Source organism: Humibacter sp. (assembly GCF_035547335.1).
GTDB lineage: Bacteria > Actinomycetota > Actinomycetes > Actinomycetales > Microbacteriaceae > Humibacter.
This window is the reverse complement of the sequence record NZ_DASZVF010000034.1, coordinates 57,294-79,671: the sequence shown is the minus strand read 5'-3', so window position 1 is coordinate 79,671 and position 22,378 is coordinate 57,294. Positions and strand designations below refer to the sequence as shown.

Annotated in this window: 22 protein-coding genes; 14 read left to right on the top strand and 8 right to left on the bottom strand. The window is 70.5% G+C overall.

What is annotated here, in order from left to right:
- Nucleotides 1-58 precede the first annotated feature (58 nt).
- Entirely contained in the window at nucleotides 59-568 is a 510-nt protein-coding gene (locus VHB92_RS07615; protein ID WP_325453000.1) for a nitroreductase family deazaflavin-dependent oxidoreductase, read from the bottom strand.
- Between the two features lie 101 nt (nucleotides 569-669).
- Between VHB92_RS07615 and VHB92_RS07610 the strand changes: the two genes are divergently transcribed.
- The 7 genes from VHB92_RS07610 (at nucleotide 670) to VHB92_RS07580 (ending at nucleotide 9,487) form a co-directional block, all read left to right on the top strand.
- The gene (locus tag VHB92_RS07610) at nucleotides 670-1,632 is read left to right on the top strand and encodes an NAD(P)-dependent oxidoreductase (RefSeq protein WP_325452999.1); all 963 of its coding nucleotides are present in this window, start codon (nucleotides 670-672) and stop codon (nucleotides 1,630-1,632) included.
- Nucleotides 1,629-2,636: an RNA polymerase sigma-70 factor gene (locus VHB92_RS07605; RefSeq protein ID WP_325452998.1), complete on the top strand. Its 1,008-nt coding sequence runs from the start codon at nucleotides 1,629-1,631 to the stop codon at nucleotides 2,634-2,636. The genes VHB92_RS07610 and VHB92_RS07605 overlap by 4 nt, the downstream gene beginning before the upstream one ends.
- A gap of 46 nt (nucleotides 2,637-2,682) precedes the next feature.
- A complete protein-coding gene (gene cofD / locus VHB92_RS07600) occupies nucleotides 2,683-3,696 on the top strand; it encodes a 2-phospho-L-lactate transferase (protein ID WP_325452997.1) in 1,014 nt (337 codons plus the stop codon).
- A 136-nt stretch (nucleotides 3,697-3,832) separates the two neighbouring features.
- A complete protein-coding gene (locus VHB92_RS07595) occupies nucleotides 3,833-4,246 on the top strand; it encodes a nitroreductase/quinone reductase family protein (RefSeq protein WP_325452996.1) in 414 nt (137 codons plus the stop codon).
- Nucleotides 4,247-4,489: 243 nt separating this feature from the next.
- Nucleotides 4,490-6,994, top strand: coding sequence for a 7,8-didemethyl-8-hydroxy-5-deazariboflavin synthase CofG (gene cofG / locus VHB92_RS07590; protein ID WP_325452995.1), 2,505 nt, complete (start codon nucleotides 4,490-4,492; stop codon nucleotides 6,992-6,994).
- Nucleotides 6,991-8,595 (top strand): NAD(P)/FAD-dependent oxidoreductase, encoded by a 1,605-nt coding sequence (locus VHB92_RS07585; protein WP_325452994.1) that lies wholly within the window; start codon nucleotides 6,991-6,993, stop codon nucleotides 8,593-8,595. The genes cofG and VHB92_RS07585 overlap by 4 nt, the downstream gene beginning before the upstream one ends.
- An 88-nt stretch (nucleotides 8,596-8,683) precedes the next feature.
- Nucleotides 8,684-9,487 (top strand): LLM class F420-dependent oxidoreductase, encoded by an 804-nt coding sequence (locus VHB92_RS07580; protein WP_325452993.1) that lies wholly within the window; start codon nucleotides 8,684-8,686, stop codon nucleotides 9,485-9,487.
- A 33-nt stretch (nucleotides 9,488-9,520) separates the two neighbouring features.
- On the opposite strand, the gene cofE is transcribed toward VHB92_RS07580, so the two are convergent.
- Nucleotides 9,521-11,044, bottom strand: a complete 1,524-nt coding sequence (gene cofE / locus VHB92_RS07575) for a coenzyme F420-0:L-glutamate ligase (RefSeq protein ID WP_325452992.1) — start codon at nucleotides 11,042-11,044, stop codon at nucleotides 9,521-9,523.
- Nucleotides 11,041-12,048: a TIGR03557 family F420-dependent LLM class oxidoreductase gene (locus tag VHB92_RS07570; protein WP_325452991.1), complete on the bottom strand. Its 1,008-nt coding sequence runs from the start codon at nucleotides 12,046-12,048 to the stop codon at nucleotides 11,041-11,043. Before VHB92_RS07570 ends, cofE begins: the two co-directional genes overlap by 4 nt.
- Before the next feature lie 322 nt (nucleotides 12,049-12,370).
- Here VHB92_RS07570 and VHB92_RS07565 point away from each other — a divergent pair, with 322 nt between their 5' ends.
- The 4 genes from VHB92_RS07565 to VHB92_RS07550 all read left to right on the top strand — a co-directional run bounded on the left by VHB92_RS07565 (nucleotide 12,371) and on the right by VHB92_RS07550 (nucleotide 15,269).
- Nucleotides 12,371-13,492 carry a fatty acid desaturase family protein gene (locus VHB92_RS07565; protein WP_414653082.1) on the top strand — a complete coding sequence of 374 codons (1,122 nt, stop codon included), beginning with the start codon at nucleotides 12,371-12,373 and terminating at the stop codon, nucleotides 13,490-13,492.
- A gap of 148 nt (nucleotides 13,493-13,640) precedes the next feature.
- Nucleotides 13,641-13,847, top strand: coding sequence for a cold-shock protein (locus VHB92_RS07560; protein WP_022900379.1), 207 nt, complete (start codon nucleotides 13,641-13,643; stop codon nucleotides 13,845-13,847).
- A gap of 109 nt (nucleotides 13,848-13,956) precedes the next feature.
- The gene (locus tag VHB92_RS07555; protein ID WP_325452990.1) at nucleotides 13,957-14,811 is read left to right on the top strand and encodes an LLM class F420-dependent oxidoreductase; all 855 of its coding nucleotides are present in this window, start codon (nucleotides 13,957-13,959) and stop codon (nucleotides 14,809-14,811) included.
- Between the two features lie 2 nt (nucleotides 14,812-14,813).
- Entirely contained in the window at nucleotides 14,814-15,269 is a 456-nt protein-coding gene (locus VHB92_RS07550; protein WP_325452989.1) for a nitroreductase family deazaflavin-dependent oxidoreductase, read from the top strand.
- A 104-nt stretch (nucleotides 15,270-15,373) separates the two neighbouring features.
- On the opposite strand, the gene VHB92_RS07545 is transcribed toward VHB92_RS07550, so the two are convergent.
- Entirely contained in the window at nucleotides 15,374-16,249 is an 876-nt protein-coding gene (locus VHB92_RS07545; protein ID WP_325452988.1) for a LysR family transcriptional regulator ArgP, read from the bottom strand.
- A gap of 215 nt (nucleotides 16,250-16,464) precedes the next feature.
- Here VHB92_RS07545 and VHB92_RS07540 point away from each other — a divergent pair, with 215 nt between their 5' ends.
- A complete protein-coding gene (locus VHB92_RS07540; RefSeq protein ID WP_325453035.1) occupies nucleotides 16,465-17,058 on the top strand; it encodes a LysE/ArgO family amino acid transporter in 594 nt (197 codons plus the stop codon).
- Between the two features lie 55 nt (nucleotides 17,059-17,113).
- Nucleotides 17,114-17,473, top strand: coding sequence for an EamA family transporter (locus VHB92_RS07535; protein ID WP_325452987.1), 360 nt, complete (start codon nucleotides 17,114-17,116; stop codon nucleotides 17,471-17,473).
- A 93-nt stretch (nucleotides 17,474-17,566) separates the two neighbouring features.
- Here VHB92_RS07535 and VHB92_RS07530 read toward each other — a convergent pair whose 3' ends face one another.
- The 4 genes from VHB92_RS07530 to VHB92_RS07515 all read right to left on the bottom strand — a co-directional run bounded on the left by VHB92_RS07530 (nucleotide 17,567) and on the right by VHB92_RS07515 (nucleotide 21,922).
- A complete protein-coding gene (locus tag VHB92_RS07530; protein ID WP_325452986.1) occupies nucleotides 17,567-19,861 on the bottom strand; it encodes an MMPL family transporter in 2,295 nt (764 codons plus the stop codon).
- Between the two features lie 112 nt (nucleotides 19,862-19,973).
- Complete coding sequence (locus VHB92_RS07525) at nucleotides 19,974-20,630, bottom strand: NAD(P)-dependent oxidoreductase (protein ID WP_325452985.1); 657 nt, start codon at nucleotides 20,628-20,630, stop codon at nucleotides 19,974-19,976.
- A gap of 124 nt (nucleotides 20,631-20,754) precedes the next feature.
- On the bottom strand, nucleotides 20,755-21,222 hold the full coding sequence (locus VHB92_RS07520; RefSeq protein ID WP_325452984.1) for an SRPBCC domain-containing protein: 468 nt from the start codon (nucleotides 21,220-21,222) through the stop codon (nucleotides 20,755-20,757).
- A 1-nt stretch (nucleotide 21,223) separates the two neighbouring features.
- Entirely contained in the window at nucleotides 21,224-21,922 is a 699-nt protein-coding gene (locus tag VHB92_RS07515; RefSeq protein ID WP_325452983.1) for a maltokinase N-terminal cap-like domain-containing protein, read from the bottom strand.
- Between the two features lie 59 nt (nucleotides 21,923-21,981).
- On the opposite strand from VHB92_RS07515, the gene VHB92_RS07510 reads away from it, so the two are divergent.
- Nucleotides 21,982-22,377, top strand: coding sequence for a DUF2255 family protein (locus tag VHB92_RS07510; RefSeq protein WP_325452982.1), 396 nt, complete (start codon nucleotides 21,982-21,984; stop codon nucleotides 22,375-22,377).
- The last annotated feature ends 1 nt before the right edge of the window (nucleotide 22,378 follow it).

Below are 22,378 nucleotides of genomic sequence, written 5' to 3'. Positions count from 1 at the left end.
GAAACCCCTACCGTGGGTTTGGGCTGGTTTCGACAAGCTCAACCAGCGGTATGCAGGCTCAGCGGGAGGCGGAGGTGGGGACCAGGCGGAAGATGCGCAGCACTCGTCCGCTCGCCCGCTCGTAGCCCCGGTAGCCCGGCCACTGCCGCTGGATGTAGGCCCAGACATCCTCTCGTTCGTCGTCTCCGATGAGCTCCGCCCGCACCGCGATGGGTCTGCCGTGCACGACGGCGACGGCACCCGGATGCGCGATGAGGTTCGCCGTCCACGCCGGATGCGTGTCGCGGGCGAAGTTGCTGCCGGTGACGAGCATCCGGTTGCCGGGCTCGGGGCAGTACATGAGCGTCGTCTCGCGCACGAGACCGCTCTTCGCTCCCGTCGTGCGTAGCACGAGGGACGGCACGAGCAGTCCGCTCAGCTGCACCCTGCCTCCCGTGAGCGCCCTCATCATCCGCTCCAACGGCGGCATGACGGTCGGCCCCACCCTGCGGAAGAACCTCGTTCGCGAGAACCAGGCCACGCCTGCGCGAACGGCACGGAGCGGGGAAAACCTGGGCGACGACGGCATGCCTCGATTCTGCCCCGATGTCACGTTCGGCCCGGCCGTCTCGTCTCAGACCGTGAGAAGTCAGTTGGCGCGAACAGCGCGCCGAAAGGAAGGACGACACGATGCGGGTCTTCGTGGCAGGCGGAAGCGGTGTCCTCGGGAGGCGGTTGATCCCGCGGCTGGTGGAACGCGGGCACGATGTGGTGGCCTCCACCACCAGCGCGGCGAAGCTGCGGTTGCTGGAGGAGCTCGGGGCGGAGGGCGTGGTCATGAACGGCCTCGACGCGGATGCCGTTCGCAGGGCCCTCACCGCGGCCAGACCGGATGCGTTGGCGCACGAGATGACCGCCATCTCGCTGTCGCACGCGGGCAAGCCCGACATCAAGCATCCCGACAGGTGGTTCGCCGGCACGAACCGGCTGCGCACCACGGGAACGGACAACCTGCTCGCTGCGGCACGGGCCGCCGGGGTGGGCACGATCGTGGCGCAGGGGTACGCGAGCTGGAACGGCGACCCGGACGGCCCGGCCGTCCAAGACGAGCAGGCCACCCTCAACCTCATGCCGGGAACCGCCTCCGAAGTCGGCCTCGAGGCGCTGCGGCACTCGGAGGAACGCGTGCTGGATGCCGGCGGCGCGGTTCTGCGCTACGGCGCGCTGTACGGACCGGGCGCGACGGACGACCAGGTGGAGCTCATCCGCAAGCGGCAGTACCCGCTCGTGGGGAACGGGGCGGGGTACAGCTCGTGGATCCATCTCGACGATGCCGCGAGCGCGACCGCGCTCGCGATCGAACAGCATGCGGCCGGTGTGTTCAACATCGTGGACGACGAGCCGGCACAGGCGCGGGACTGGCTGCCCTATCTGGCGGAGTGCGCGGGGGCGAAGCCGCCGATGCGCGTTCCGGTGTGGCTGGCGCGCATGCTCGCCGGCGACCAGGCTGTCGTCATGATGACAGAAGGGCGCGCGTTCTCGAATGCGAAGGCGAAGCGGGAGCTGGGGTGGCACCTGATCTACCCGTCGTGGCGGCAGGGGTTCCGCGCCGAGTTCTCCGCACCCGCTCGACCGGAGGTGCGGGCGTCGTGACCGAGGACCGCACAGGGCGCGACCGGGCCGACGACCGCGCGGGCGACGACAGCGGCGACACCGACGACAGCGGCGAAAGCGGCCGCGTCGAGCAGTTCGAAGAGCTGCGTCCCCTGCTCTTCTCCATTGCGTACCGCATTCTGGGCAGCGTCTCCGGCGCAGAGGACGCCGTGCAGGAGACGTGGGTGAGGTTTCAGGCATCCGGCGCCCGTCCGGACTCCGTGAAGGCCTACCTGTCGACCATCGTCACGAGGCTGTGCCTGGACGAGCTGCGATCGGCACGCGTGCGGCGCGAGGAGTACGTGGGCCCCTGGTTTCCCGAGCCGCTCCTGTCGGATCCGTACGAGGACCCCGAGCGGGCCGCCGAGCTGGCCGACTCGCTGTCGATGGCCGCCCTGCTCCTACTCGAACGGCTCAGTCCCCTGGAGCGGGCGGTGTTCGTGCTGCGCGAGGTGTTCGGCTTCGGGTTCGCCGAGGTCGCGACGGCGGTCGGCCGGTCGGAGGCCGCGTGCAGGCAGGCCGCCGTGCGCGCGAGACGCCACATGGACGAGGGCCGCAGGCGCTTCGAGTCCGACCGGGCTGCCAGAGACGAACTGGCCGACCGGTTCTTCGACGCGCTGCGCGACGGAGACGTCGACGGACTGCGCGAGCTGCTGACGGCCGACGTGCAGCTGGTCAGCGACAGCGGCGGCAAGGCTCCGAACTGGGGCCGCGGCATGTTCGGGGACACCAATGTGGCTCACGCGCTCGTGGCGATCTACGACGCGTTCCGGAACATCGGCGGTGTCGTCGAGCAGCGCCCCGTGAACGGCGAGCCGGGCGCGATCTTCCGCGATCGCGACGGCCGGGTGCTCAACACGTGGAGCCTGGACGTGCAGGAGGGAAGGGTGCAGGCCATCCGCACCGTGCTGAACCCCGACAAGCTCGGCCATGTCGGCGATGTGGCGGATGCCTGGAGCGTGGTGCGCGAGGCCATGCAGGCCAGGCGCGACGACCACCTCTGAACCTGCTGTGGCGATCGGTGCCGCGCGACTGCTGTTGACTTGTGGCATGACCGATCTGCATCGTGTGACCGTGCTGGCCGGCGGCGTGGGCGGGGCCCGCTTCACGCGCGGCCTCCTCGCCCATCTTCGCGAGGCGTATCCCGATGGGGAGGGCGGGTCGCTCGTCGATGTCACCGTCGTCGTCAACACGGGAGACGACATGACGCTGAACGGCCTGCGCGTCTGCCCCGACCTCGACACCGTGATGTACACGCTCGGCGGCGGCATCAGCGAGGAGCAGGGGTGGGGGCGTGCAGACGAGAGCAGGCGGGTGTCCGCCGAGATCGCCGCATACGGCAGGGGCTGGGACTGGTTCACGCTCGGCGACCTCGACCTCGGAACGCACATCGTGCGCACCGAGCTGCTGCGCGACGGCTCCACACTCAGCGATGCGACCAGGTACCTGTGCGAGCGGTGGCGGCCGGGCGCGCGGATCGTGCCGATGAGTGATCAGCAGGTGGAGACGCATGTGCGGCTGCGCGAGGCGGCGGACGAGCATCCGGCCGGTTCGCTCATCCATTTCGAGGAGTGGTGGGTGCGGTACCGGGCAGGTGTGACCGCCTCCGAGTTCGTGCAGGTCGGGCTCGAGTCGGCCGCCGCGGCGCCCGGCGTGATCGACGCGATCCGTGACGCGGATGTGGTGATCGTGCCGCCGTCCAATCCCGTGGTCTCGGTGGGCACGATCCTCAACGTCCCCGGCGTGCGCGACGCCGTGCGGGAGACGTCGGCGCGCGTCGTGGGCGTCTCCCCCATCATCGGCGGCGCCGCCGTGCGCGGCATGGCGGATGCCTGCCTCACCGTGATCGGCGTGGAGACGTCGGCGCTCGCGGTCGGTCTGCACTACGGGGCGCGCCACTCGGGCGGCCTGCTCGACGGCTGGCTCGTCGACGAGGTGGACGCGGAGGCCGTTCCGGCCCTCCAGGCCGCAGGACTGGACGCGCTGGGCGTGCCGCTGTGGATGCGCGACGTGCCGGCGACGGCACGGATGGCCGAGCAGGCGCTCCGGCTCGCGCTCGCCTGACACGAGCACCCCACAGGATCGGTCCTCGTGCGTAGGATCGCGGCGGGACGGCGCCGAGCGTGATCGGCGCCGGCCGTCGACGAGATCATCGATGGGACCACCAACGGGAACGTTCATCGCGGAACGGGGAGCATGAATGGCAGACAACGCGGGCTACAACCAGCCGGTCATCGACGAGTTCAGGGCCAACGGCGGCTCCGTCGGGCACTTCGGGCGCAAGCTGGTGCTGCTGCACCACATCGGAGCCAAGAGCGGCGTCGAGCGCGTCAGTCCCGTCGCATCCCTCAAGACCGGTCCGGATTCCTGGCTGATCGCCGCGTCCAAGGCCGGCGCACCCGACAACCCGGCCTGGTACCACAACCTGCTCGCCCACCCGGACATCGTCATCGAGACGGCGGACGACGGCGACGTGCACGTGCACGCGACGGCGCTCGAGGGGGAGGAACGCGACGCCGCCTGGCGCGAGTTCACGACGCACAACCCGGGCTTCCTCGACTACGAGCAGAAGACCAGCCGCGTGATCCCTGTCGTGCGGCTCACCAGGCGCTGATGACGGCCGCGCGGGTCGCGTACCGGCCGACGCCGGCGGCCTGAGGACGCGACCGCTCCGCCCGGTCGCACGCGACGTCACCGGGCGCGGCCCGGTTCCCGGCGCGCCGCCACCGGCACGGGGTGCGCTCGCTATCCTGGGCACGAATCAGCTGTATGGCCTCCGATCTGGGCCGCATCCCTTCTTTTCTGCCTCTCCCGTCCGTTCTCGGGCCCGTGCGTGGCCCGTTCCCAGAGGATGCTCGTGCCCGCCAAGCTGCTGACCGTCACCGACGTCTCCGCCCGCCGGAATCCCGTGGACGAGGCCGCGCGAACCGCGACCTCCTCGATGCCGCAGGAGGACGGTACCGCGGCGGAAGCACCGTCGGAGGAGCGGATGGCGCAGGCGCTGGAGGCCGCCCGGGAAGCCGCGGAAGCGGGCATCCCGCCGACGGTCGACGACGCGGAGACGCTGCTCTTCGCCCGCGACGCGGACCTCGACGCCCTGCTGGAGATCGCGGGACGGCTGCGCGACCGGGGCCTGGAACGTGCGGGCAGGCCGGGAGTGATCACCTACTCGCGCAAGGTCTTCATCCCGCTCACGCACCTCTGCCAGGACAGATGCCACTACTGCATCTTCGTGCAGACGCCGGGCAAGCTGGCGAAGGCCGGCATCTCCCCGTTCCTCTCCGAAGAGGAGGTGCTGGAGATCGCGAGGCAGGGCGCGGCGATGGGCTGCAAGGAGGCGCTCTTCACACTCGGCGACCGGCCGGAGAACCGGTGGGCCGTCGCCCGCGAGTGGCTGGCCGAGCACGGATACGCCTCGACGCTCGAGTACATGAGGGCGATGGCGATCCGCGTGCTGGAGGAGACGGGGCTGCTCCCCCACCTGAACCCGGGCGTCATGAGCTGGGCGGAGCTGCAGCGGCTCAAGCCGGTCGCTCCGTCGATGGGGATGATGCTCGAGACCACGTCCGTTCGGCTGTGGTCGGAGAAGGGCCAGGCGCACTACGGCTCACCCGACAAGGATCCCGCCGTGCGGCTGCGCGTCATCGACGACGCCGGACGCTCCCGCATCCCGTTCACGACCGGCGTCCTGCTCGGCATCGGCGAGAGCGTTCGCGACCGGGTCGATGCCATGTTCGCGCTCCGCGACACGCACGAGCGGTGGGGGCACGTGCAGGAGGTGATCGTGCAGAACTTCCGGGCGAAGTATGCCACGGCCATGATGCACAGGCCCGACCTCGAAGCAGACGAGTACGCGGCGGCCGTCGCCGTCACGCGCCTCGTGCTCGGCGCGGATGCCCGCGTGCAGGCGCCGCCGAACCTCACGGACCACGACGAGCTCGCACTGTTGCTGCGCGCGGGCATCGACGACTGGGGCGGCGTCAGCCCGCTCACGCCCGACCACGTGAATCCGGAGCGACCCTGGCCGCAGATCGACGAGCTGGCCAGGCTGACCGGCAGGTCGGGCTTCGCGCTGCACGAACGCCTCACGGCGCATCCGCACTTCATCCGTGAGGGCGAGCCGTGGATCGACCCTTCAGTGCTGCCCCACACGCTGGCGCTTGCGGATGACGACGGCCTCGCGGACGAGTCTGCCCCCGTCGTCAGCCGCCCCTGGCGCCTCGATCCGCAGGCCGGCACGGCGGAGGAGGCCGCCGGCGGGAGGACTGCCCCTGGGACACAGATCCCCGCCCTCTTGCAGGCAGCGCGACGCGACCCGGCGGGGCTCGACGATGAAGCGTACGTCCTGCTGCTCGGTGCACGAGGCGCCGACCTGGATGCGCTGCGCGCGGTCGCTGACGACGTGCGGCGCGAGCGGGTGGGCGACGAGATCACCTACGTCGTCAATCGCAACCTCGACGCGTCGCTGCTCGCGGCGGACAGCGAGGCGGTCGATCCCCACGGTGGCGCGGCGGCGCCCCGAGTCCTCACGCTCGAAGACGTCACCGCGCTCGCCGACGAGGCGGTCGCGCTCGGCGCCACCGAGGTGTGCGTGCAGGGGCGCATCCGCGACGCGCTGCCGGCATCCGCGTACCTCGATCTCGTGCGGGCCCTGCAGGCCCATCATCCCCAGCTCCACGTGCACGCCTACCGGCCGATCGAGCACCTCGACGCCGCCGCCCGGATGCGCATGCCGCTGACGGAATATCTCTCCGCGCTGCGCGAGGCCGGGGCCGGCACCGTGCCGGGCACGGGAGCGCGCATCCTCGACGACCGCATTCGCGACGTGCTCTCCGGCGGGTCCGAGCTGCCCGTCGCCGACTGGGTCGCGACAGTGGAGGCGGCGCACCGCGCCGGTCTCCGCTCGACGGCCACCATGGTCTACGGCCACATCGAGTCCGCGCGGGATCAGGTCGCCCACCTCAGGATGCTTCTCGAGCTCCAGCGCCGCACGGGAGGCTTCACGGAGTTCATCGCGATGCCGTTCGTACCGCAGGACTCGCCCGTGAGCGTGCCCGGCGCTCGTCCCGGTCCCGATCTGGGCGAGTCGCTCGCCGTGCACGCCGTGGCCCGCCTCATGCTGGCCGGCGCGATCGACCACGTGCAGGCGGCGTGGACCAAGCTCGGCCTGCACGGGACCCGGCTCGTGCTGTGCGGCGGAGTGGACGACCTCGGCGGCGTGCTCATCGACGGCGAGCTCGCGCCATGGGCCGGCCCGGAACAGGGCCGGGTGCTCGGCGTCGCCGACATGCGGCGCATCGCCGACGAGGTCGGCCGGCCGCTCGTCCAGCGCACGACCACGTACGAACGGGTGTCGTCATGACGGACTCCGCCGGCCTGGCGCCCGAAGCGGCGGAGCCCAGCCGAAGGCAGAGCGCGGCGATCCATGCCGACGCCGCGATCGATGCATACACCGCGACCCATGCCGACGCCGCGATGGACAGCCGCAGAGCGATCGAAGTCGACACCGTGATCGTGGGCGCCGGCTTCGCGGGGCTGGGCCTCGGCATCCTGATGAAGCGCCGTAACGCAGAACGGGGTGTCGACGACACGTTCGTCATCCTCGAGCGCGCGAACGACGTGGGTGGCACCTGGCGCGACAACGTCTATCCGGGGGTGGCGTGCGACATCCCGTCGCATCTGTACTCGTACTCGTTCCGCACGAAGCCGGACTGGTCGCGCGTCTACCCGAGCGGGGCTGAGCTGCAGGAGTACCTGCGCGAGTGCGCGCGCGAGGAGGGCCTGCTTCCGCACCTCAGGTTCCGCGAGCCGGTGCATGCCGCCCGGTGGGATGACGTCGACGGGCGATGGCTCGTCACGACGCCCCGCGCGCTCTACCGCGCCCGCACCCTGGTGAGCGCGGTCGGGAGGCTCAGCGAGCCGCGCATCCCGCGCATCGACGGCCTGGACGGGTTCCCCGGCACGGTAATGCATACCGCGGCCTGGGACCCGGGAGCCCCCGTGGCCGGCGCGCGGGTCGGACTTGTCGGCACGGGCGCGTCGGCGGTGCAGCTGCTGCCTCGGCTGGCGAGAAGCGCCGCGCACGTGACGGTGTTCCAGCGCAACGCCCCCTACGTGGTGCCGCGGGGCGACCGCGCGTACACGGCCTCAGAGCTCAGGACGTTCGAGGACCCGGGCGAGCGCTCCCGGGTGCGCGAGGAGATCTTCTGGGCCGCGGAGGCGGCGTTCCCGCAGCGGCTCCGAGTGCCGGAGGCGATCGACGCGCTCAGGGAACGCGCCCGCGCGCACCGCGAGCGACAGCTGACCGACCAGCGGCTCCGCGACGCCATGACGCCGAACTACGAGATCGGCTGCAAACGCGTGCTGCTCTCCGACGACTTCTACCCGGCGCTGTGCAGGACGAACGTCACGCTCGAACCATCGGCGCTGGACCGGATCGACGACTCGACGGCTGTCTCGTCCGGCGGCGGCCGCCACGACGTCGACGTGCTCGTCTTCGCCACCGGATTCCGCGCCACGACGCCGCCGTTCGCCCACCTCGTCACCGGGCGCGGCGGCATCCGGCTGGCGGAGCACTGGGCGGAGGGCATGCGCGCCTACGCGTCCACCGTGGTGCACGGCTTTCCGAACTTCTTCGTGCTCGACGGCCCGAACGCGAGCCTCGGCCACAACTCGGCCGTCTACATGATCGAGGCGCAGCTCGACTACGTGCTCGGTGCGCTCGACCATCTGGCCGGGTCGGACGTGCCGCTGGATATCCCCCAGGAGGCGGAGGATGCCTACGTCGCCGACCTCGACGCCGCCGCCCGTGACACCGTGTGGCTGAGCGGATGCACGAGCTGGTACGTGGACGAGCGCAGCGGCCGTCTCACGCTGCTCTGGCCCGGATACGCGCACACCTTCCGCGAGCGCAACGGCACGTTCGATCCCGCGGCATTCGCGCTGCCCCTGCCGCAGGCGTAGCGGCTCCGTGCGCGTCCGCCACCCCGCCACGCGCGCGGGGCAGCGCCGCTAGCGTCGAAGGCATCCACCGACATCCCTGAGGAGAGCCGTGCCCACGAGCCAGGAGACCCCCGTCCGCGTCGGCGTGCAGATCGCGCCGCAGCACGCCGAATACCAGACCCTGCGCGACACCGTGCTGCGACTCGAGGATCTCGGCGTCGACATAGCGTTCAACTGGGACCACTTCTACCCGTTGTCCGGTGAGCCCGACGGCCTGCACTTCGAGGGCTGGACGATGCTGGCCGCGTGGGCCGAGCAGACCGAGCGCATCGAGTTCGGTCCGCTGGTCAGCTGCAACAGCTATCGCAACCCCGACCTGCTCGCCGACATGGCGCGAACCGTCGACCACATCAGCGCGAAGGGCGGCGAGGGACGCCTCATCTTCGGCATCGGCTCCGGCTGGTTCCGTCGCGACTACGACGAGTACGGATACGAGTTCGGCACCGCCGGATCCCGGCTCGACGAGCTGGCCGAGGCGATGCCGCGCATCGAACGCCGCTGGAGCCTGCTGAATCCGGCGCCGACGCGGCACATCCCGGTGCTCATCGGCGGTGGCGGAGAGCGCAAGACGCTGCGCATCGTCGCCAGGCACGCGGATATCTGGCACAGCTTCTCCGACGCGGACACGCTGCGTCACAAGCTCGGGGTGCTCGACCAGTGGTGCGACACCATCGGCCGCGACCGCAGCGAGATCACCGTCTCGGTCGAGCCCGGGCACGCGGATTCGACGTCGGAGCTCGACGAGTTCCACGGCCTGGGCGCCCGCCTGTTCACGGTCGGCATCAAGGCGCCGCGCTTCGACTGGGACCGCGTGGATCGCCTGCTGAAGTGGCGCGACGCGGTCAACGGCTGAGGCGGAGTCCGCCGGAGTGCGACGCCGCCCGCGCTAGCCCAAAAGGCGGCGCGTCGCGGCGCCGAGGCGCTCGCCGAGAGCAGCCAGTGCGTCCGGCTCGTCGACGTCGCTCCTGAGCGACGACTCGACGGGCACGCCGAGCTCCAGGTATCCAGCGTCGGCGTGCAACGCGCGTGAGTTCGCGCCGAAACGTGTCGGCGCGACGGCGCCGGGTGCGACCGTGATCGTCGTCGTGCCGGTTCCCTCGCCGTCGGCGACGAACGCGACCGGATGCCCGCCCCGCGCCGCCTCCCCCGCCAGGCGCAGCGCGGACGAGAGGTCGGCACTGGTGAGCGCCGGAAGGTCGCCGACCAGCACGGCCGTGAACGCCTCACGGGCCAGCCCTTGCGCATGCGCGAGGCCCGCGGCGACCGCCGCATTGAGACCGCCGCCTGGGTCGGGAACGATCTCGACGGCGAACGGCGCCAGCGCGTCCCGCAGGGCACCGGCCGCCGAGCCGCCGACCTCCTCCCCCGAGCCCGCGCCCGCCCTCGCGCCCGCCCCCGTGGACGACCCCTGCGGCACCTGCCCCGACACGATGACGACCCGGTCGACGCCGTCGGCCCGGGTCACAGCGGCGACGGTGTCGCGCAGGAAGGCGATGGCCAGCTCGCCCCGATCGATGCCGAGGGCCGTCAGACGGGACTTCGCGGCGTCGCCGCCCTTGAACGGGATGACAACGTTCCAGCGCGGCTCGCGGCCCGCGGCGAGCGCGAGGCCGGCGTGCAGGCCCCGACGGTATCCCTCGGCCAGCGCCTCGTCGGTTCCGAGCCGGAACATGTCGGTCGGTCCCGTTCTGGCCAGCGAGCGTCCCGTGGTGAACGGCTCGCTCGCGTCCGTGCCGTCGACCACGAGACGGCCGGCGCCACGGACGACGGCGATGGGACATCCGCTGGCTTTGCCTTTGACGAGGTCGCCGAGCGCTGCCAGCTCGTCGCCGACCGCGGGCTGCGTGACGGCGAGCGGCTTGCCCGCCGCATCCGTCTGGCCGCGCAGATCGTCGACGACGCTCACGCCTGCCGCTCCGATCGCCACATCGGTCTGACCGATCCGCCATGCGCGCCCCAGCGTGTCGGTGACGATCACGCCGAGCCGCACGCCGAACCGGGCGCGCCACGCCTCGGCCAGCGATCGTGCGGAGCGATCGGGGTCGACCGGAAGCAGCAGCACGTGCCCATCGGGGGCGTTGCTCGCGTCGACGCCCGCCGCCGCCCCCACGACGCCCTGCCGGTTCTCGACGATGCGCGTGAGGCCGCCGTCGTGGGCGCGGGTGGCCACGACCCGCACCGTCTCTGCGGTGATGGCATCCTCGCGGTCGTCGGCCTCGACGACCCGCCCCTCCGCCTTGGAGACGACCTTGCTCGTCACGACGAGGATGTCGCCGGCCTGCAGCGCGTGCTCCGGATGCTCGCGGGCGTCCGCGTGCAGCGCGTCGCCCACCAGCGTGGCCAGGTCGTCGCCCGGCACGATCTCGCGGATGCCGGGCACCGCCCACGCGGTGAGCCGGGCGGCCGTCATCGGTGCAGCTTGGGCAGCACGTCGCGCCCGAAGACCTCGATCCACTCCCGCTGGTTGCGGCCCACGTTGTGCAAGTACACCCGGTCGAAGCCGAGGTCGATGTACCGCTGGATCGCTGCCCTGTGCACATCCGGGTCGCTGGAGATCACCATGCGGCCCTCGAAATCCTCCGGCCGCACGAGCTTCGCGATCTGCTCGAACTCGAACGGCGAGCGGATGTCGGCCTTCGGGAACTTCATGCCGCCGTTCGGCCACTCGCGCATGGCGTTGGCCAAGGCCTCCTCGTCGGTCGGCGCCCAGCTGAGGTGCAGCTGCAGCAGACGCGGCGCGTCATCCGGATTCTTGCCTGCGTCGCGCTGCCCCTCGTCGAACTTCGCGAACAGGCCGTTGATCTTCTCCAGCGGCGCCCCCACCGTGATGAGCCCGTCGACGCTCTGCCCAGCGCGCTTCGCCGTCACGGGCCCGGCCGTCGCGATGAGGATCTCCGGCGCCTGCTCCGGCATGGTCCACAGCCTCGTCGACTCGAGCTTGAAGAACTGGCCGGAGTGCTTGGTGTCCTTGCCCGCGAGGGATGCCGAGAACAGCTTCTTGATGATGTCGATGGCCTCGAACATGCGGTTGATGCGCTCGGGCGCCTCGGGCCAGTACCCGCCGATCACGTGCTCGTTCAGGGCTTCGCCCGAGCCGAGACCGAGCCAGTGCCTGCCCGGGTACATGGCCGCGAGCGTCGCGGACGCCTGGGCCACCATCGCAGGGTGGAAGCGGAAGCTCGGCGTCGTCACACCCGGTCCCAGATCGCCCTTGGTGCGCTCGCCGATCGCGGTGAGCACGTTCCACACGAAGGCCGCCTGGCCCTGTTGCGGCACCCAGGGCTGGAAGTGGTCGGCGGCCATGACCCCGGAGAAGCCGTGCCGCTCGGCGTGGGCGCTGAGCTCGACGACCTCCATGGGGGCGAACTGCTCGAGCATCGCGGCGTATCCGACTTGGAGTTCACGTGTGGCCATGCGTCCATTCTGCCGACGGTGCCGCGCGCCCGTTGACGCACCGGACGCGGGCATCCGGCCAGCGCCGGCCAGAGCACGCCGGCCAGAGCACGGCGGCCAGAGCACACACCGGCCAGAGCACGGCGGCCAGAGGCACGGGCAGAGGCGAGGACGGACGCGCCGGCAGGGATGCCGGCACTCGCCGCACGCGGACCGCAAACGGATTGCCAGGGTTCTGCCGGTTTGCACGGCACGGGATCCCGTAGAGTGACGAAGAGCGATCGGCGATTTGCCTTTGGCGTAGAGCAGGCCCGCACGGCCGACTATCGAACAGGCAAACATCATCGCCGTCATCTCGACTTCCATTGCAGTTCCCGAAGGACGTCTTGGCGCGGTTCGCACGACCGTCCCGGTCAAGGGCGACCGCACCGATCTCACCGCCTCCTACACGGCGGTTTCCCGCTCCGTGAAATCACGGGGCTTGCTTCAGCGCGCTCAGGGCTTCTACCTCCTGGTGGCCACCGGCCTCGTGCTGGCCACGGCGGCCGACGTGACCGGCATGGTGCTCCTCGGGCACAGCTGGTACCAGCTCATCCTGGCCGGCGTGCTCGGCCTGATCTTCACGCAGTTCGCGTTCCTCTCCCACGAGGCGGCGCACCGCCAGATCATGAGCTCGGGTCCCGCGAACGACCGCCTCGGGCGTTACGTCGGCACGTTCGTCGTCGGTATGAGCTACGCGTGGTGGATGAACAAGCACACGCGGCACCACGCCAACCCGAACCAGGTGGGCAAAGACCCCGACATCGCGGTCGACACCATCTCGTTCCTCGAAGAGGATGCCGCCAAGCGCACGGGCCTCATGGCGTTGTTCACGCGCCGCCAGGGCTACCTCTTCTTCCCGCTCCTCACGCTCGAAGGCGTGAACCTGCACCTCACGTCGTTCCGTCACCTTTTCGGGCGCGGGCAGGTGAAACGCCGCAAGACGGAGATCGTGTTGCTGGCGGCGCGCTTCACCCTCTACCTGGGGGCGCTCTTCGTCTTCCTCCCGCCGGGCATGGCTGCGGCGTTCCTCGGGGTGCAGCTCGCCGTCTTCGGCGTCTACATGGGCGCGTCGTTCGCGCCGAACCACAAGGGCATGCCGATCATCCCCGCCGACGTGAAGCTCGACTTCTTCTCCAAGCAGGTGCTCACCTCGCGCAACATCCGCGGCGGCTGGTGGGCGACCATGCTGTACGGCGGGCTGAACTACCAGGTGGAGCACCACCTGTTCCCGAGCATGGCTCGCCCGCACCTCGCCCAGGCCCGCCTCATCGTGCGCCAGCACTGCGACGCCGCCGACGTGGCGTACACCGAGACGTCGATGGCCCGGTCCTATGCGATCGTCGTCGCCTATCTCAACCGTGTCGGCCTGCAGGCCCGAGATCCCTTCGCCTGCCCGGTCGTCGCGCAGTACCGTGGGGTCTAGGCCCTTGACTCGAATGCTTCACGGCATCCACCACCTCATCGGCGCCTCGCACTCGCGACGCACCGACCATCACGTCGGCGACGATCTCGTCGCCGCACGGGGGACCGCGGTTGCGGTCCTCGAACACGAATAAAAGGAATACGACGACATGGCCACCGGCACCGTCAAATGGTTCAACTCCGATAAGGGCTACGGCTTCATCGCCCCCGACGACGGCTCTGCCGACGTCTTCGCCCACCACTCCGCCATCGTGGGAAGCGGCTACCGCAACCTCGAAGAGAACCAGAAGGTGGAGTACGACGTGGAGCAGGGCGCCAAGGGCCCCCAGGCCACGAACATCCGCAGCGCGCAGTAGCCGACGCGGATCACCCACAGCGGGTCGGAGGGGATGGTCACCCTCCGGCCCGCTTTGCGCATGCCAGGCGGCCTGTGCAGAGACGGGGGCCAGCCAATAGCGTGCAGTCATGGATATCGGTTTCCACATCGCCAACTTCACCTGGGACGTACCGGACTCCGCCCTCGCCGACACGTTCGCCCGTGCGGCGCAAGAGGCGGAGAACTCGGGAATCAAGCGCATCAGCGTCATGGACCACTTCTGGCAGATCGGCAGCATCGGCGCGCCGGAGAAGCCCATGCTGGAGGGCTACACGGCGCTCGGCTTCCTCGCGGCGCACACGAAGAGCGTGCTGCTGCACACGCTCGTGACGGGTGTGATCTACCGTGAGCCGGGCATCCTCGCCAAGCAGATCTCCACGCTGGACGTGCTCTCCGGCGGACGCGCCGGTCTCGGCATCGGAGCCGGATGGAACGAGGAGGAGTCGAAGGGCCTCGGCATCCCGTTCCCGCCCACCAAGGAGCGGTTCGAGCGCCTCGAGGAGGCCATCCAGATCTGCCTGCAGATGTGGAGCGACGACGAGGGCCCCTACGAGGGCAAGCACTACAGCCTCGGACGCACGCTGAACTCGCCGCAGCCGCTGAGCAAGCCGCGCCCGTACCTCATGATCGGCGGCGTCGGCGAGCAGAAGACTCTGCGCTTCGTGGCGCGTTATGCGGATGCGTGCAACATCTTCGGATCCCCGCAGGCCGCCCACAAGCTCGACGTGCTGCGTCACTGGTGCGACGTCGAAGACAGGGACTACGACACCATCGAGAAGACCACGACCACGGGCGTCACGCCCGAGACGGACTTCGAGGAGTTCGTCGGACACCTGGACGAGCTGCGCGAGCTGGGATTCACCGCCGCCTACGTCTCGGCACGCACGCCTGATCCGTTGCGGTCCGTGGAGTTCCTCGCCCGGGTCGCGGAAAGGGTGGCATAGCGATGCCTTTGGCAGGGGAATGGGAGCCGGGCACCGCTGACTGGGCACGCACGCAGGTCGAGCGGTTCGAGGCATCAGACGGCCGTGAAGCGAACACCCTCCGCGGCGTTCCGATCGTCGTGGTGACGTCGGTCGGCGCGAAGTCGGGCAAGCTGCGCAAGAACCCCGTGATGCGCGTGGAGCACGACGGCGAGTACGCGGTCGTCGCGTCGAAGGGCGGAGCCGACACGCATCCCACGTGGTACTACAACATCGCGAAGAACCCGAACGTGGAGCTGCAGGACGGCGCCGAGCGACGCGACTACCTCGCCCACCTGGCCGAGGGGCCGGAGCGGGATGCCTGGTGGGAGCGCGCCGTCGCCGTCTGGCCGGACTACGCCACGTACCAGACGAAGACCGACCGGCAGATCCCCGTCTTCGTGCTGACGCCGATCGAGCCCGTCGACCCGCCACGCTGACGACCGCCGGTTGAGCCCGTCGGCACCGACCCGACGAACACCGGGTTCCGACGGGCTCAACGGCGGGGACCCGGGTTTCGGCAGGCTCCACTGCGGTCGCGGGGTCACCCGCCGATGGGGTCCAGCGCTCGAGCCGCGCCGTCGACGAGCGCCTCCCGCACCCGGTCGAGCGCGCTCGAGCGCAGGTTCCACTGCTGCCAGTACAGCGGCACGGAGATGCCCCGCTCGTCCAGCACCTGCACCTCACCCTTCGCTCCGCTGAGCTGAACCGTCGGGATCATGCCCCAGCCCAGCCCGAGGCGAACGGCGAGGAAGAACTCCGAGGATGCCGGAACCTGGTTGCGCGGCGCCGCGTCACACGCGCCGTGCAGCGCGCGGTACCGCGCCTGCAGTTCGTCCTTGCGATCGAAGTCCACGTACGGCGCCACCCGCAATGCAGCGGTGGTGACGCCGTCTGGGAACCAGCGCCTGGCGAACGCCGGACTGGCGCACGGCACGAAGCGCATGGTCCCCAGGGCCTCGACCGTGCAGCCCTGCACCGGAGTCGATTCGGCCGTGATCGCGGCCATCACGGTGCCATCGCGCAGGTAGGCGGCGGTGTGCTCCTGGTCCTCGCGGTGCAGCTCGAAGTCGAGGTCGTCGAGCCGCGCCAGAGCGGGCAGCACCCAAGTGGCGAGCGAGTCGGCATTGACGCCCAAGGTCACCGTGCGCCGGCTCCCCTCCTCGCCCGCGAGGTCGGCGGAGAGCGCGTCGGCGAGCGTCCCGATCTGCCGGGCAAGACGCAGCGCTGCGGCTCCCGACTCGGTGACCGCGACCGGCTTGGAGCGCACCAGCAGCACACGTCCGAGTGAGGCCTCAAGCGCGCGGATGCGCTGGCTCACGGCCGAAGGCGTGATGTGCAGGGCCTGCGCTGCGGCATCCAGCGTGCCGCGCGTCACGGCGGCGTCGAGCGCGCGCAACTGGCCGAGATCGAAGTCCATCAACAGCCATGCTAATGGATCGTAAGAAAGTAAAGCTTCACTTCACCGGTGACGCGGCATAGTTTGAGTCGGTGCTCACCCTGACCGCGGCCCTCGGCCACGCGCTCCCGTGGCTGACGTCCGCGGCATCCCGGGCGTCGTGGGCGTCAGCGGGCTCGGCATCGTCGCTCGCCTCACACGCGCACGCGAGCGCCAGCGCATCCGCCGCGGGCACCGTGCTCGCCGGGCTCGGCTTCGGACTGTCGCTCATCGTGGCCATCGGCGCACAGAACGCGTTCGTGCTGCGTCAGGGCCTTCGTCGCGAGCACGTGCTGCCCATCGTCATCGTGTGCGCCGGAAGCGACGCCGTGCTCATCGCGGCAGGCATCGCCGGGGTCGGCGCGCTGGTTCTCGCGGCGCCCTGGGTCCTGACGGTGGTGCGATGGGTGGGCGTCGTCTTCCTGATGGTGTACGGCATCCTCGCGGCCAGGAGGGCGTTCCGGCCGGGCGAACTCGATCCGGCCACCGGTGCGGGACCTTCCGGCCTCGTCGCCGTGCTGGCGGCCTGCTTCGCGTTCACGTGGCTGAACCCGCACGTTTATCTCGACACGGTCGTGCTGATGGGGGCGGTGGGCAACGGATACGGCGAGAACCGCTGGTGGTTCGCGCTCGGGGCCGCGCTGGCCAGCGTCGTCTGGTTCACCGCGCTCGGATTCGGAGCGCGGCTGCTCGGTCCGCTGTTCCGGTCACCGCTCGCGTGGCGGGTGCTGGACATCCTCATCGCGGTGACGATGTTCGCGATAGCGGTCTCGATCGTCGTGGCGCGCTGAGCCTGCCGGCAACCTGCGTGACGGTGGCCCCGGATAGGCTTCAGCCGGAGCCGGCGTGGGCCTGGTGGTCATGGCCGGCATCCTCGGACTGGCCGCCGTCGTGCCACGGCTGCGGCGATCGCTCACCGCCCTCGACCCGGAGGCCGGCACGTCGCACTCGCACCGCATCCCGCGGCGGGCGGCGCTCTGGATGATGCTGGCAGGCGGCATCCTGCTGGGCGTCGCCAACGCGCTGCTCGTGGTGGCTCTCCAGCTCGGCGACCTCGCCGTCGTGTCCGTGATCATCGGCATCTACCCGCTTGCCACGATCGTGCTGGCCAGGCTCGTGCTGAAGGAGCGGATGTCGGCGGTGCAGGCGTCAGGAGTCGGACTCGCGCTCATCGCGACGGTGCTGCTGGCGCTGTCGACGGTGTGACACCGCAGGTCAGCTTCCGGTGAACCGAGGTCGCAGATCAGCTCTCGGCGGCATGACGCGGCAGTTCGGCTCTCGGCAAGCTGACGCCGCTGGTCAGCTCTCGGCGATGCCGATGCGCTTGTGCAGCCGCTTCATCCACGGTGGCGCCCACCACATGATGCGGCCCTGCCACGTCATGAACGCGGGAACGAGCAGGCAGCGCACGAGCGTGGCGTCGATGAAGACGGCGAACGCGAGGGCGACGCCGAGCTGTTTGATGAGCACGAGGTCGCCCGTCGCGAAGCCGGCGAAGACGACGACGATGATGAGCGCCGCCGACGTGATGATGCGGCCGGAGCGTTGCAGGCCCAGGGCGATGGCCTCGTTGTCGGGAACGCCCGCATCCACCCGCTCCTTGATGCGGGAGATGACGAACATCTCGTAGTCCATCGCGAGCCCGAAGCCGAATGCCAGGGCGAGAAGCAGCACGATCACATCCACGCCGTACACGCGGTCGGCGTCGAAGCCGAGGATGCCGGCGAACGCGCCGTCCTGAAACCCCCAGACCAGAAGGCCGAGCGACGCCCCGAGCGACAGCGCGCTCGCCACGAGCGCCTTGAGCGGCACGACGAGCGAACCGGTCATGAGGAACAGCAGCACGATCGTCCCCGCCGCCACGATGAGGATCGCCAGCGGCGCGCCGCGCGCCAGCGAGTCCGCCAGGTCGACGGTTCCGGCGTCGATGCCGGTCACCCAGTGCTGGAAGGCCGGCGGATGCGCGCGGATCTCACGCACCACGGCGATCCCGTCGCGCGGGTCCGTGTCCACCCGCGCGGTCCACGACGACCCGGCGTGCTGCGCGTCCCCCACCAACCGCACGTGCTCGAGCCCGGCCACCTCCCCCGCCCAGTCGGTCAGGTCCGCCCGCGACGTGGCGACGAGCTGCACCCTGGCGGGTGCGGCATCCGGGAACTCGTCGGTGAGGGTGGTCTCGAACGTGTACTGACTCGACGCGCGTGGCACGGCGTCGATGCTCGTGTTGGCGAGCGTCAACGACACCACGGGACTGCCGAGCAGCAGCAGCACGACGATGCAGCCGAGCGTGACCAGCGCCGGATGCCGCTGCACCCGCCTCGTGAGACGCGAGAAGAAGCCCTCCTCGGGAGCCACATCGCCGAACCGCTCGATGCTGCGGCCGACCAACGGCAGCCGGGTGAGCGCGCCCGGCCGCAGAAGCTTCTGCCCGGTGAGGCCGATGATCGCGGGGATGAGCGTGGTCGCCGACAGCATCGCGATCACCGTCACGGCGATCGCAGCGATGCCGACGGCACGCACGAACGACGGCTCGAACACGAGCAGACCGAGGCTCGCGATCGCGAAGGTCGTGCCGGAGAACAGCACGGTGCGGCCTGCCCGGTCGAGAGCGACGGCGACGGCAGCGAGCCTGATCTCCCGATCCTGCTGCCGCGATTGCGCCGGTTCGTCGTGATGGCGCCCTGAAGGCTGGCGCAATCGTCTCGTCGTGGCGCAATCCTGTCCGGCGACCGCCGCCCGGTACTCCTCGCGGAACCTGCTCACCACCAGCAGCCCGTAGTCGATGGAGAGTCCCAGTCCCACGGCGGTCACGACGTTGATGACGGTGTTCGCGATGTCCGTCACGTAGGTGAACGCGAGCAGCATGGCGAGCGAGGTCACGATGGAGGCGCCCGCGCCGATCAGTGGCAGCCCCGCGGCGATGAAGCCGCCGAACACGAACAGCATCACGACGAGGGCGATGGGAAGCGCGACGGTCTCGCCTCGGCGCAGATCGTTCTCGCTGATCGACATCAGGGAGTCAGTGAGCAGCTGCGTGCTGCCCACCTCCACCGTCGCGCCCGGCTGGTCCGCCCGCAGGTCGAGGGCTGCGGCATCGATCAGGCGTCGCGCCTCGTCGACGGTGCGCTGGGGTGCGTCCTTGCCATCGACACCGGCGACCGTTGCCGTGATGAGGATGCCCCTGCCGTCCTTCGCGACGAGCGGCGCCACCTGCGGGTTCCGGATGCCGCCCGGCACCGCGAGCGGGTCGGCCACCGAGGTGCCGGGCAGCGCGGCGAGAGCCCGCGCCAGCGTGCTCGTGCGGGCGACGACGGAAGGATCCTGCAGATCGACGCCGTGGATCAGCAGCGTGACGCTCGTGCCTGAACCCGTGGAGAGGCGGTCGGAGCCTGCCGAGCTCTCGCCGTGCACGCTGGGGATCGACCCGCCGAGCCGGTCGAAGAGGGTCTGCCCGCCAATGCCGCCGAGTGCCGTCGCGACGGCGACGACGACCACGAGCAGCCAGCACGACAGCGCGATCCACGGGCGTCGCGAGGCAGCAGCGCCCAGCCTGCCGACCGGGCCGATCGTCGGTGCTGCGGATGCGCGAGTCACCTGCGCATTATCGCCCGAAGCCGCTCGCGAGCCCGGCCAGCGGCGCCCGCCGCCGTCTCCGGCCGTCGTCTCCGACCGCGGCTCTCACTGCCGCGGGCACCCGTAGGCAGGCTCAATGCCCGACGGTGAACCGCCGGTTCTCGTGCTTCGGCGACGCGAGCTCGTCGACGACGGCGAGCGCGAAGTCGCCACCGGAGATCTCCGACGAGCCGTCCTCCTTCGTGACGAGCACGTCGCCGCCCGTGCGGTACGAGCCGGTGTTCTCGCCAGGCGCGTAGCTGCCGTACAGGCCGGCCGGGCTGACGTAGAACCAGCGAACGGCATCCGAGCCGGCCGGATGCTGCGACCTCAGCCATTCGAGCACGTCGGCGTGGGCGAGAGCGCCGGCCTTCCACTCCTCGACGAAGTCTGGCGAGTCGAGCAGACGAGGCCCACCCTCGCTCAGAAGCGAGCTGCCTGCCCCGCCGATCACGCCGATCCTGGCGCCGGCAGCGGTGGCCGCTGCGACGAGCTGCGGCAGCTTCGGCAGAAGCACCGGCCTGTCGTCCGCATCGGTGGGAACGGCCGCGACGATCAGTGCGTCGGCTCCGTCGACGAGACGGGCGACCGCCTCCTCGTCGTCGTACGTGCCCACCAGATACTCGACACCCTCGAGCGGATGCTCGGGCTCGTGCCGCGCGAGCGAGCGCACCTCCCACCCGCGCCGCAGCGCCTCACGCGCGATGTTCGTGCCGGTGTAGCCGGTGCCTCCGATGATGGCGATCCTCATGCCCGCTGCCTCTCCTGTGATCTGCTGCCACCTGTCCGAACAGCGGCCACCCGGCGTCGATTCCCACGGCAGCCGGTAAGGGGCGCAGCTGGTCAGGGGCGCAGTCGGTCAGGGGTAAAGCCTGTCAGTGACGGAGCCGGCCCTCCACGTACTCCGCGAGCGCGTCGAGCGCCATGCGGCTCCCGAGCTCGTTGTCCGAGGGCGGCACGGCGTCGGGCATGCCCTCCTGCACGAGCTCGACCATCGTGCCGTCGCCGTCGGGAGTGAGCCGCGTGGTGACCGTCACTGTGCCGGCGAGCGCGGAATCCGTCGACTCGAACTCCACCTCCTCGACCGTGCGCACCTCCGGCGTGAGCTCCAGGAACCTGCCGCTGTACGTGTCGGTGTGGGCGGACGTCTTGCCGCGCGCCTCAAGGTCGTCGTAGGTCAGGGAGATGCGCACGCGTCCGCCGACCCTCGCGTCGAACTCGTGCACCGCCGCGGTCATGTTCCGTGGAACGCGCCATCGGGCAACCGCGTCGGCGTCGACGAGCGCGGCGTACACCTCCGACGCCGGCGCGGCGATGTGCCTCGTCACCCTGGTCGTGTACATGTCAGTCCCGGCGGGCGATCGCCGCGAGGAGGGCATCCTCCGTCTGGCCCCAGCTGCCGATGAGCAGTCCGTCGCCGTCATCGGGCCGGAGCGAGTCGGCCGCACCCCAGCCGGATGCGCCGGTGCCGCCGAGGAGGCGCGCGAGCCGCACGCGCACATTCCCGGCCGTCGCGGTCGTGGTGCCGGAGTCGCTGACGCAGTCCAGGCTGGCGGCGTCCGCCGGCAGGTCGGGCACGGCGGCATCCGGATGCCCGCTGCCGCGCACGTGCGCGTCGCCCTCCTTGACGACGCGTTCGCCGTTCTCCTCGTAGTAGAGCTCCACCTCGTGCCCGCCTGTGACGACCGTGCGCACGAGTTCGGCGAGGTAGACGGGGTCGCCCGTCGCGTCGTACACCCAACGGGTGCCGAGCACGCTGTGCTCGAGGGTGCCCATGAACGCGGACTCGCCGCCGTCGAGCGGCGCCTCCCGGTAGGTCAGCGGAACCTGCAGCGATACGATGCCGGTGCCGTCCGGCTGGTCGCACTGCAACAGGAGGGTCTCGATGCCCACCTTGCCCGCCGGGTCGTCGAACCGGAACGCGGCCATGCGGCGGAGCGAGGCGGGCTGCGCGCCGCTGGGCCAGAACGGCTGCGCCGTGATCCAGCCGGACACGAGATCGAGCTTGGACGGAACGAGTTCTGCGTGATGGATGAGGGCCATGTGCCCACCCTCGCACACGCCACCGGCGGCGCGGGCCGCGGCTCCCCTACGCTCTCCTCATGACCTCGACGTGGAGCGAAGACGAGCTGACGACAATTCAGAGCGAGGACGAGGTGGTGCTCGTCTCTCGCGACCCCGACGGGAGACCCACGTCGAGTGTGAGGATCTGGATCGTGCGCGTCGGCGACGAGGTCTTCGTTCGCTCGGCGCACGGGGCAGGCAACAGGTGGTTCGCCAGGGCGCTGGCCGCCGGCGACGGCCGCATCGCGATCGGGAGCGTCTCGCGCGACGTGGTGTTCGAAGATGTCTCGCTCGGCTCGTCACGCTCAGCCGATCACGCGGCTGTCGACCGCGCGTACCACGAGAAGTACGACGTCGGGTACCCGAAGGAGTACGTCGATCCCGTCGTGGACGACGCATCCCACGGTGCGACGCTGCGGCTGCTTCCCGCATGAC

Coding starts and splice junctions, on each gene's coding strand:
- VHB92_RS07615 (WP_325453000.1), bottom strand. CDS start 568: ATGCCGTCGTCGCCCAGGTTTTCCCCGCTCCGTGCCGTTCGCGCAGGC.
- VHB92_RS07610 (WP_325452999.1), top strand. CDS start 670: ATGCGGGTCTTCGTGGCAGGCGGAAGCGGTGTCCTCGGGAGGCGGTTG.
- cofD (WP_325452997.1), top strand. CDS start 2,683: ATGACCGATCTGCATCGTGTGACCGTGCTGGCCGGCGGCGTGGGCGGG.
- VHB92_RS07595 (WP_325452996.1), top strand. CDS start 3,833: ATGGCAGACAACGCGGGCTACAACCAGCCGGTCATCGACGAGTTCAGG.
- VHB92_RS07585 (WP_325452994.1), top strand. CDS start 6,991: ATGACGGACTCCGCCGGCCTGGCGCCCGAAGCGGCGGAGCCCAGCCGA.
- cofE (WP_325452992.1), bottom strand. CDS start 11,044: ATGACGGCCGCCCGGCTCACCGCGTGGGCGGTGCCCGGCATCCGCGAG.
- VHB92_RS07570 (WP_325452991.1), bottom strand. CDS start 12,048: ATGGCCACACGTGAACTCCAAGTCGGATACGCCGCGATGCTCGAGCAG.
- VHB92_RS07560 (WP_022900379.1), top strand. CDS start 13,641: ATGGCCACCGGCACCGTCAAATGGTTCAACTCCGATAAGGGCTACGGC.
- VHB92_RS07555 (WP_325452990.1), top strand. CDS start 13,957: ATGGATATCGGTTTCCACATCGCCAACTTCACCTGGGACGTACCGGAC.
- VHB92_RS07550 (WP_325452989.1), top strand. CDS start 14,814: ATGCCTTTGGCAGGGGAATGGGAGCCGGGCACCGCTGACTGGGCACGC.
- VHB92_RS07545 (WP_325452988.1), bottom strand. CDS start 16,249: ATGGACTTCGATCTCGGCCAGTTGCGCGCGCTCGACGCCGCCGTGACG.
- VHB92_RS07525 (WP_325452985.1), bottom strand. CDS start 20,630: ATGAGGATCGCCATCATCGGAGGCACCGGCTACACCGGCACGAACATC.
- VHB92_RS07520 (WP_325452984.1), bottom strand. CDS start 21,222: ATGTACACGACCAGGGTGACGAGGCACATCGCCGCGCCGGCGTCGGAG.
- VHB92_RS07515 (WP_325452983.1), bottom strand. CDS start 21,922: ATGGCCCTCATCCATCACGCAGAACTCGTTCCGTCCAAGCTCGATCTC.
- VHB92_RS07510 (WP_325452982.1), top strand. CDS start 21,982: ATGACCTCGACGTGGAGCGAAGACGAGCTGACGACAATTCAGAGCGAG.